Source organism: Paraburkholderia sp. TE9906, assembly GCF_056279605.1.
Map to the genome: position 1 here is coordinate 870,479 of NZ_JBWCCT010000001.1, position 9,429 is coordinate 879,907.

8 protein-coding genes are annotated in these 9,429 nt (G+C 63.3%); 2 read left to right on the forward strand and 6 right to left on the reverse strand.

Annotation, left to right across the window (positions count from 1 at the left end; all coding sequences use genetic code 11):
* Positions 1-190: 190 nt before the first annotated feature.
* Positions 191-1,411, reverse strand: coding sequence for a pyridoxal-phosphate-dependent aminotransferase family protein (locus ACZ9H4_RS03880; protein WP_408326660.1), 1,221 nt, complete (start codon positions 1,409-1,411; stop codon positions 191-193).
* 161 nt (positions 1,412-1,572) lie between these two features.
* Between ACZ9H4_RS03880 and ACZ9H4_RS03885 the strand changes: the two genes are divergently transcribed.
* Complete coding sequence (locus tag ACZ9H4_RS03885) at positions 1,573-2,298, forward strand: GntR family transcriptional regulator (RefSeq protein WP_408141837.1); 726 nt, start codon at positions 1,573-1,575, stop codon at positions 2,296-2,298.
* Between the two features lie 400 nt (positions 2,299-2,698).
* Here the strand turns inward: ACZ9H4_RS03885 and ACZ9H4_RS03890 are convergent, their stop codons facing one another.
* The 5 genes from ACZ9H4_RS03890 to ACZ9H4_RS03910 form a co-directional block, all read right to left on the reverse strand.
* Complete coding sequence (locus ACZ9H4_RS03890) at positions 2,699-4,030, reverse strand: MFS transporter (RefSeq protein WP_408326663.1); 1,332 nt, start codon at positions 4,028-4,030, stop codon at positions 2,699-2,701.
* Positions 4,031-4,106: 76 nt separating this feature from the next.
* On the reverse strand, positions 4,107-5,060 hold the full coding sequence (locus ACZ9H4_RS03895) for a hydroxymethylglutaryl-CoA lyase (RefSeq protein WP_476118265.1): 954 nt from the start codon (positions 5,058-5,060) through the stop codon (positions 4,107-4,109).
* Entirely contained in the window at positions 5,057-6,250 is a 1,194-nt protein-coding gene (locus ACZ9H4_RS03900) for a CaiB/BaiF CoA transferase family protein (RefSeq protein WP_408141843.1), read from the reverse strand. Before ACZ9H4_RS03900 ends, ACZ9H4_RS03895 begins: the two co-directional genes overlap by 4 nt.
* A 187-nt stretch (positions 6,251-6,437) precedes the next feature.
* The gene (locus ACZ9H4_RS03905; protein WP_408141845.1) at positions 6,438-7,370 is read right to left on the reverse strand and encodes a LysR family transcriptional regulator; all 933 of its coding nucleotides are present in this window, start codon (positions 7,368-7,370) and stop codon (positions 6,438-6,440) included.
* A 77-nt stretch (positions 7,371-7,447) separates the two neighbouring features.
* Positions 7,448-8,086: an HD domain-containing protein gene (locus tag ACZ9H4_RS03910; RefSeq protein ID WP_408141846.1), complete on the reverse strand. Its 639-nt coding sequence runs from the start codon at positions 8,084-8,086 to the stop codon at positions 7,448-7,450.
* A gap of 241 nt (positions 8,087-8,327) precedes the next feature.
* Here ACZ9H4_RS03910 and ACZ9H4_RS03915 point away from each other — a divergent pair, with 241 nt between their 5' ends.
* Complete coding sequence (locus ACZ9H4_RS03915) at positions 8,328-9,290, forward strand: GlxA family transcriptional regulator (RefSeq protein ID WP_476118266.1); 963 nt, start codon at positions 8,328-8,330, stop codon at positions 9,288-9,290.
* Positions 9,291-9,429: the final 139 nt, after the last annotated feature.

The window sequence follows — 9,429 nt, forward strand, 5'->3', positions numbered from 1 at the left end:
ACCGTCAGCCGCTCGCGCTGCCGCGGACGCATTGCATGTTGTTCGGGCCGCGTTCTATGCACGGCTGCTCGAGTTCTCAAAGGGAGGGCTCCCTGCCCTCCCTTGCTGCCTTTCTTGCTTGTTCTCTTTTAGGCGGATGGTGCGGCATCTACTGCCGGTGCCGGTGCTGGGCAACGGCGCCCGGCCCAATTCAGGCCGCCGCTTTCAAACCCGCGGACTTGGCCGGCTGGCTCAACCACTCCATAGCGGCAGGCAGACCGCTTTCCTTGAGGGGCACACCCGCGAGCCGCAGGCCCATTTCGCAGCCGGCCAGCGTGGCGAGCAGCATCAGGTCGTTGCAATCGCCGAGGTGGCCGATGCGGAACATGCGCCCTTTCATCTTGCCGAGCCCCGTGCCGAGCGACATGTCGAAGCGTTCGTAGATGAGCTTGCGCACCACGTCGGCATCGATCCCGTCGGGCATCATCACGCCGGTCAGCACCGGGCTATACACGGCCGGGTCCGCGCACTGGATCTCCAGGCCCCACGCGCGCACCGCGCGGCGGGTCGCTTCGGCGAGACGCTCGTGACGCGCGAACACGTTGTCGAGCCCTTCGCCGAGAATCATCTCCAGCGCTTCATGCAGGCCGTAGAGCAGATTCGTGTTCGGCGTGTACGGCCAGTAGCCGGTTTCGTTCATCTCGACGATTTCGCTCCAGTCCCAGAAGCTGCGCGGCAGTTTCGCGTGCTTGCTGGCGGCCAGTGCTTTCGGCGAGATCGCGTTGAAGCTGATGCCCGGCGGCAGCATCAAGCCCTTTTGCGAGCCCGACACGGTGACGTCGACGCCCCACTCGTCGTGGCGATAGTCGGCGCAGGCGAGGCCCGAGATCGTGTCGACGAGCAGCAGCGCCGGATGGCCCGCCGCATCGATCGCGCGGCGCACGGCGGCGATGTCGGACGTGACGCCGGTGGAAGTTTCGTTATGCACGACGCACACCGCCTTGATCGTGCGTTGCGTGTCGGTGCGCAGACGCTCCTCGATCATCTGCGGCTGAACCCCGCGCCGCCAGCCTTCGATGCCCGGCAAGCCGAGGAACTCGGGCTTGAGCCCAAGCTTGTCCGCCATCTTTTTCCATAGCGTCGCGAAGTGGCCCGTCTCGAACATCAGCACGTGGTCGCCGGGACTCAGCGTGTTGGACAGCGCCGCTTCCCATGCGCCCGTACCGGAGGCCGGATAGATCACCACGGGCTGCTGCGTCTTGAAGATCTTCTTGATGCCGTCGAGCACCTTCAGACCGAGTTCGCCGAACTCGGGACCGCGATGGTCGATGGTCGGGTAGCTCATCGCCCGGAGGATGCGGTCGGGCACCGGGCTCGGACCCGGAATCTGCAGAAAGTGACGTCCAGCGGGATGAAAGTCTAGCTTGAGCATGGGGCTCCTCCGATTGAATTTTGCATTCAAAAAACTATATCAGACGAAGTGTGACGCTCCCAAGGCAAAATTTGCGTCTGAGTGCCGGTGTTTACCCGCGCTATTAACTAATCTTTCGGCTTCCGATAAAATCCCAACTTATGCATGTTGAGGGCTTTTGTATGCAAAATTCGGATTTCACTGCAGGTGTAACCGCTTCCCCGCTGATGCCGAAGGTCGAGCGCCAGCGCCTGCACGACACGGTGGTGGAGCACATTCGCCGCTTTATCGTCGAAGGGGCGCTGGAGCCGGGCAAGAAACTGAACGAGCGGGAGTTGTGCGAGACGCTCGGCATCTCGCGCACGCCGTTGCGCGAAGCGCTGAAGGTATTGGCCGCCGAAGGGCTGATCGAGATTTCGCCGAATCGGGGCGCGTCGGTGTCGAAGATGTCGGAAGCTGAGTTGCGCGAGACCTTCGAACTGATGAGCGGCCTCGAAGCGTTTTCCGGCGAACTGGCCGCGGAACGCATGACCGCCGCCGAGCTTGCCGAGATCAAGGCGCTCCATTACGCGATGCTCGCGTGCCGCACCCAGAACGATCTGCCCGGCTATTACAGCCGCAACCAGGCGATCCACGACAAGATCAACGAGGCCGCGAGAAATTCAGCGCTGCGGCAAACCTATATCGCGGTGAACCGGCGCTTGCAGGCGCTCAGGTTCCGTTCGAACTTTCAGGTTCCGAAGTGGGACAGTGCGATTCACGATCACGATGAAATGCTGAAGGCGCTCGAAGCGCGTGATGGCAAGAAGCTGAGCGCGATTCTGCGGCAGCATTTGCTCGACAAGCGCGATGCGGTTTTGCAGGTGCAATCGCAGGAAGCGGTGGCGGCTTCGTCGTTGAAGACTTGAGATGCCTCGAGTTGTTTTGCCTTCGGCTTCGTGACATGCAGCGCCATCAGAACGCTCACGCCGAAGGCAAAAACTTGTCCACCTAAAATGTTCGCAAGCCTGTGGACAACATTCGCATATCCCAGCCAAGTGATTGATGCAGCAGCAGTATCCTGTTGCGGTTCATGTGTAGGCAGGGTTCGTCGTTACGGGATGCTTCGCGCCTGAAAGGCCGTTAGCAAGGACGCCATACGGGACGCGACGGAGTTGAACCCTAGTTGTCCACATAATTTGGGCACAAGCCTGTGGACAAGATGCGCACAGGCCTACCAAGTGATTGATGCCACAGGGCTATCTTCCTGCGGCTCGCTCGCGGGCAGACCGCCAAGGGCGGCCCGCTCTACGTTATGCGGGACCACCCTCACCGCGCTCCTTCCTTGCGCCGGAGCGACTCCGGCATCCCGTACAACATGATCAGCGCGCAGATCACGCTCATCGTGCCAATCACATACAACGCGGGCGTCGTGCTCCCCGTCAGATCCTTCACGCGTCCCACCATGATCGGGCTCACGATCCCGCCGAGTTGTCCGAGCGTGTTGATCAACGCGATCCCGCCTGCCGCGCCGGCGCCTGTGAGCAGTTTGGGCGGCAGTGCCCAGAACGCCGGAATCGACGCCACCACGCCCGCGCCCATCACCGCCAGCGCGATCACCAGCAAGGTGGTCTGCTTGTCGAAGAAGCCCGCGGCAAAGAAGCCGATCGCCGACATCACCAGCAAACCGAACACGAACTTGCGCCGCTCGCCGGTCGCGTCGGACAGGCGGCCCACCACCACCATGCAGATCGCGCCGCAAATATAAGGCACGGCCGTCAGCAAGCCGATCATGGTCGGGTTGTTGGTGCCCGCCACGTGGATCAGGTGAGGCGTCCAGAAATTCAATCCGTACGACGCCACCTGAATCAGGAAGTAGACCAGCCCCAGCGTCAGAAAGCCCGGAGTTTTGAGCGCGCCCATCAGCGAATGGCCCGTGCCCGGATGACGGCTCTGCTGCGCAATCTGACCCGACAGCAGCGTCTTCTCCGACGGCGACAGCCAGCCCGCGTCCTCGATGCGATCCTTGAGCAGTTTCAACACCATGATCCCGAGGACGACGCAAGGCAGCCCGCCGAGCAGAAACAGCCAGTGCCAGCCGGCCATGCCCAGCACGCCATTCATGTGCCCGATCACGAGCCCGGCGAGCGGCGCGCCGACGAGGCCCGAGAACGCGGACGCCAGGAACAGCATCGACGTGATACGCCCGCGATAGCTCGGCGGAAACCACAGCGTCAGGTAGTACAGCACGCCTGGCGCAAAACCCGCTTCCATCGCGCCGATCACGAAGCGCAGCCCATAGAACTGCCATTCGTTGTTGACGAATACCATCGCCGCCGTCGCAATACCCCACGAAATCATGATCCGCGCAATCCAGCGCCGCGCGCCGACCTTGTACAGAAACAGATTGCTCGGGACTTCGAACAATACATAGCCGATCACGAACAGACTCGCGCCGAGACCGTACGCGGTATCGGACAGACCGAGATCGCTTTGCAACTGGAACTTCGCGAAGCTGATGTTGATGCGGTCGAAGAACGCGAACAGATAGCAGATCATGATCAACGGCATCAACCGCCACGCGACTTTGCGGATGACGGCCACGAGGTCGTCCGCGCTGTCCTGACGGCTGCCGCTTGCAACTGCGCCCAGGTCACTCATGCTTGTCTCCAATGCCGGATTCGGCGAGGCCGTCCGGTCGTTTAGTCGGTTAATCGATCAGTCGGTTTGGGGGAAATCAGATTTGCAGAACGTATTCGGGTACCGGATGCACGTCGCAATTGCGGCCCGCCTTCGCAAGCTGGCCAGGCACGTCGTGGCCGAGCAACGCAGGCAAACCGCGCGACAACGCGAGCAGCATCGGCAGATCGACGCCAGTGGGAATGCCCATCTCGTCGCACATGTTCACGAGGTCTTCCGTGCAGATGTTGCCGGACGCACCCGGCGCGAACGGGCAGCCGCCGAGGCCGCCCAACGCGGCGTCGAAGCGGCGCGCGCCGACTTCGTATGCCGCCAGCACATTGGCGAGACCGAGCCCGCGCGTGTTGTGAAAATGCAGCGTGAGCGCGGCGGCCGGCAGCCGTTCGAGCACACGCGCGACCAGCCGTCTCACGTGGCGCGGATTCGCCATGCCGGTCGTGTCGGCCAGCGTGATGCCCTCGATGCCCATCTCGCGATACGTATCGACAATGCCGACCACGCGGTCTTCGTCGATCCGTCCTTCGAAGGGGCAGCCGAAGGCGGTCGCCACCGTCGCGTTCAGCAGCACGCCTGAGCCTTGCACGTACCGCACGATGTCGTCGAACGCCATCAGCGATGATTCGCAACTCATGCGCATGTTGGCACGGTTGTGCGTCTGACTCGCGGACATCACGAGATTCAGTTCGTCGGCGCGCGCGGCGAGCGCGCGTTCGGCGCCCTTCAGGTTCGGCACCAGCGCGACGTAGATCACGCCGGGATGCCGTTCGATCTGCTGGAACACCGCGTCGCCGTCGCGCAACGCCGGAATCGCTTTCGGCGACACGAACGAACCAGCCTCGATGCGCGTGAAGCCTGCGGTCGATAGCGAATCGATCAGTTCAATCTTGTCGACTGTCTCGACCCACGTGGGCTCGATCTGCAAGCCGTCGCGCGGAGAGACTTCCTGCACGATCAGCTTGTCGAATTGGGCGTCGTTGTTGGCGGCGTTCATTGCACGGCTCCTTCGCGGCGCAGCCGCTCGATGTCTTCGTTGGCAAATCCGAGTTCGCTGAGAACACTGCCGGTATGCTCGCCGAGCGTCGGCCCTTGCCAGCGCACTTCGCCCGGCGTGTCCGACAGCTTCGGCACGATGCCCGGCATCTTCACCGACGCGCCGCCCGGCAATTGCGCTTGCAGCAACATGTCGCGCGCCTGGTAGTGCGGATCGGCGACGATATCGGCCACCGAATAGATGCGCCCCGCCGGCACTTCGGCGCGTTCGAGCGCGGCCAGCACGTCGTCGGTGGCATGGCGCGAAGTCCACGCGGTGATCGCCTGATCGAGCATCGCGGATTGTTTCGCGCGGCCGTCGTTGTGCGCGAGCGCGGGATCGTCGGCGAGATCGGGGCGGCCGATCAGTTGCATGAGGCGCTTGAAAATCGGATCGCTGTTGCCGGCGATCACGACGTAGCCGTCGTCCTCGGTGCGATACGTGTTCGACGGCGCGATGCCCGGCAACGCGCCGCCGCTGCGTTCGCGCACGTGGCCGAGCAGGTCGTATTCCGGCACGAGGCTTTCCATCAGATTGAACACACTCTCGACCAGCGATACGTCGACCACCTGGCCTTCGCCCTGGCCGGTCTTCACGCGCAGCAGCGACATCAGCGCGCCGATCACGCCATGCAGCGACGCGAGCGAATCGCCGAGACTCACGCCGACGCGTGCCGGCGCGCCGTCCACTTCGCCGGTCGTATAGCGAATTCCGCCCATCGCTTCGCCGATCGCGCCGAAGCCCGGTCGGTCGCGATACGGACCGGACTGGCCGTAGCCGGAGATGCGGACCATCGTCAGTTTCGGGTTGATCGCGTGCAGCACGTCCCAGCCGAGGCCGAGCTTTTCGAGCGCGCCGGGACGCAGATTTTCAATCACCACGTCGGCATCGGCGGCGAGACGTTTGACGATCTCGACGCCGTCCGCCGATTTCAGGTTCACGCAGACCGACTTCTTGTTGCGTGACTGCAGATACCACCAGAGCGAGGTGCCTTCATGCAGCTTGCGCCATTTGCGAAGAGGGTCGCCGGTCTCGGGCGCTTCGATCTTGATGACGTCGGCGCCGAATTCGGCCATGAGGCGCGCGGCGAACGGCGCGGCGATGAGGGTTCCGATCTCGACGACGCGGATACCCTGAAGGGGTCCACCCATGATGCTGTCTCCGAAGCTGGTTTCGTATTGGAAGACAGCTTAGGAGCGGCGTGGCGGCGGCGTCCAACCGCAATTCGCCAACGACCGTTCGCGAACGGCGAACGCTCGGTGTTAGACGGCGGCTGGTGCGGGTTTGGGGGCGTCAGCGGCGTGGGCTGGCGTCGGGGGCTTATAGGGCTTCGGCGGTCTAGGTTGCTTCGGCGGCTTCGGTTGCTTCGATCGAGCGCAGGTGGTCGAACAGCAAACGGCTCACCGGCGAAAGCGCGTCGACGTCGCGCACCACCAGCACGAGGCTGCGTTCGGACCAGTCGTCCTCCAGCGGCGTGCCGACGAGCCCGAGCGGGGCGCCCATCAGTTGATAGACCTTGCGCGGCAGCACCCCGACGCCCATGCCGGCTTGCACCATCCGGCAGACCGCGTCGAAGCCCGGCACGTGGATGCGCAAGCGCAGCGGCTTGCCCGCCTGACGCGCGGCCAGATGCGTGCGAGCGTTGATCGAACTCGCGGCGTGCAGGCCGACGTGATCGCCGTCGAGCGTTTCGGCGAAGGCGACGCTCCCGCGCGCCGCCAGCGGATGATCGTCGCGCATCACGAGCACCAGCGAATCGCGCCGATAGTGCTCGACGTGCAGGTCGTGCGTATCGGCGTCGCCGGAACAGATGCCGAGATCGGCGAGGCTGTCGTCGACGGCTTCGACCACGCCGCCGCTCGGCCGCTCTTCGAGATCGAGCTTGACGCGCTCGTGCTGCAACTGGAACGCGCGCAAATCTTCGGGAAGAAACTCGACGATCGCCGACAGATTGGCCATCATCCGTATGTAGCCGCGCACGCCGCTCGCGTGGCCCGCCAGTTCGATGCCGATATTTTCGATGTCGCGCATGACACGGCGCGCGTGATGCAGCAGCGTTTCGCCCGCCGGCGTCAGCGTCATGCCGCGCGCGGTGCGCTGAAACAGCGTCGCGCCGACCGCCTGTTCGAGTTCGAGCAGACGCTTGCTCGCGGCGGAGACGGCGATTGCCTCGCGCTCGGCGGCACGCGTGAGCGTGCCTTCTTCGTAGACGGCGAGAAACAGCTGAAGCGTGGTGAGGTCGAGCCTTCGGAGAAGGTTTTTGATTACCATGGCGGGGCGCCGCGTTGTGTGCGATCCGTCTATTTTGACGCCAGATGCGCAAAATGGGGCGACGCCCTGTCAATCGCTCAGTCCTTCCATGCCGACCCAAGAATCATCGTGCAGAAATTCTCGCGATGATAATGCGGGTCTTTCAACGCCAGCACATCCGCCTTCACGTTGCCGAAGGTCGTCTCCGGCTTGTGGATCGTGCCGTGCGCGAACGCGTCGATGATGCCTTCCTTGAAGTGCGCGCCGCGCGGATGCGCGTGAATCACCTCATGTCGCTGATGCTCGGTGAACTCGTCGTAAGCGAGACCCAGCACGTCCATCTCGACGCCGGCCGTGACCAGCGCGACCACCGGCTTCATATGCTGCGGAATGCCAGGCGTCGTGTGCAACGCGATCGAATTCCATACCTGTTCGATGTCGTCCTCGCCAATGCCGTGACGTCGCAGAAAATCACGCGCCGCGTTGGCGCCATCCACTTCGAAGCGGTCATGTTCGCTGCTATACGGCGCGACGAGTCCCATGTCGTGAAACATCGCGCCGATGTACAGCAACTCGGAATCGTACTTCAACTGCTTGCGCGCGCCGGCCAGCGAGCCGAACAGAAAAACGCGCCGCGAATGGTGATAGAGGAGTTCGGTTTCGGTATCGCGCACGAGTTGCGTGGCTTCACGCGCCATCATGCTGTCGGGAATCTGGATGCCTGCGATCGTGGTCATGTGATGTACTCCGTGACGGATTCGAATGAACGGGAGGCGCTGTTCTCGCGACGTCAAAGCGCGTTTGGTATGCTGATCCGCGGCGCTTTTTCGTGCGCGTCGAACTGCGCATCCGATGAAGCCCAGTATTGGCCAATGCGCTGCCGCGGACAATCGCCGTGGACCGTTGAACACTGCCAAACGCACCGCGTTGACTGCCGCGCGCTGCGGATTTTCGTCCATCGTCAAAGGAAGTCTTTCGATGCCAACCGTCGCGATCGCGATCTTCCCCGGCGTGCAGGCGCTTGATGTCGCCGGCCCTGTCGATGTGTTTTCCGAAGCCAATGGGTTCCTCGCGCCTGCCGATCGCTACGCGGTCAAACTGATCGCAGCGGAGTCCGCGCCGCTGCGGGCTTCGAACGGCATGACGCTGGCCGCCGACGCCACGTTCGACGACGCGCGCGGGCCGTTCGATCTCGCGCTGGTCGCGGGCGGCCCCGCGCTGCCGAATAATGAAAAACCCGACGCACGCCTGCTCGACTGGTTGACGAACGTCGCCGCACGCTGCGGCCGCTTCGGCTCGATCTGCACCGGCGCGTTCGTGCTCGGGCACGCGGGCTTGCTCGACGCGCGCAACGTCACGACGCACTGGCAGCATGCGGCGCAACTGGCCGCGCAATTTCCGCAGGCGCGTGTCGATTTCGACCGCATCTATCTGCGCGACGGGCCGCTCGTGACATCGGCGGGCGTGACGGCCGGTATCGATCTGTCATTGGCTTTGGTGGCCGAGGATCATGGTCCGCATACGGCGCTCGCCGTCGCCAAACGGCTGGTGGTGTTCGCGCAGCGGCAAGGCGGGCAGTCGCAATTCAGCCCTTATCTGACGGCGCCCGCCGACGATACGTCGCCAGTCGCCAGGGTGCAGGCGCACGTGATGGAGCGGATTTGCGAGAGCTTCACGGTGAAGCAGCTGGCGGATGTCGCGGGTATGAGCGCGCGCAACTTCGCGCGTGTGTTCGTCCAGGAGACCGGGGTGACGCCGCATGAGTTCGTCGAGCGCGCTCGCGTCGATGCGGCGCGCAAGCTGCTGGAGAGTAGTGGTGCGGCGCTTAAGGCGATTGCTTATGACTGTGGGTTTGGGACTGCGGATCGGATGCGGATTGTGTTTACGAAGCGGATTGGGGTGACGCCGATGGGGTATCGGGAGAGGTTTCGGGCGGGGTGAAGGGTGGAGCGTTTGTGGTCCCGCGAAGGCCAGCGTGGTCCCGCGAGCCTGTCAGAATTTTAGTGTGCCGAGGTCATGAGACGATAACGGAAACAACGTCCTATGACCGAAGCAACCGTGAACAAGAAGAGCAAGAACC

Bases quoted from the DNA above. Each gene is read 5' to 3' on its own strand.
- ACZ9H4_RS03910 (WP_408141846.1), bottom strand. From the start codon at position 8,086: ATGACCACGATCGCAGGCATCCAGATTCCCGACAGCATGATGGCGCGT.
- ACZ9H4_RS03900 (WP_408141843.1), bottom strand. From the start codon at position 6,250: ATGGGTGGACCCCTTCAGGGTATCCGCGTCGTCGAGATCGGAACCCTC.
- ACZ9H4_RS03895 (WP_476118265.1), bottom strand. From the start codon at position 5,060: ATGAACGCCGCCAACAACGACGCCCAATTCGACAAGCTGATCGTGCAG.
- ACZ9H4_RS03880 (WP_408326660.1), bottom strand. From the start codon at position 1,411: ATGCTCAAGCTAGACTTTCATCCCGCTGGACGTCACTTTCTGCAGATT.
- ACZ9H4_RS03915 (WP_476118266.1), top strand. From the start codon at position 8,328: ATGCCAACCGTCGCGATCGCGATCTTCCCCGGCGTGCAGGCGCTTGAT.
- ACZ9H4_RS03905 (WP_408141845.1), bottom strand. From the start codon at position 7,370: ATGGTAATCAAAAACCTTCTCCGAAGGCTCGACCTCACCACGCTTCAG.
- ACZ9H4_RS03885 (WP_408141837.1), top strand. From the start codon at position 1,573: ATGCAAAATTCGGATTTCACTGCAGGTGTAACCGCTTCCCCGCTGATG.
- ACZ9H4_RS03890 (WP_408326663.1), bottom strand. From the start codon at position 4,030: ATGAGTGACCTGGGCGCAGTTGCAAGCGGCAGCCGTCAGGACAGCGCG.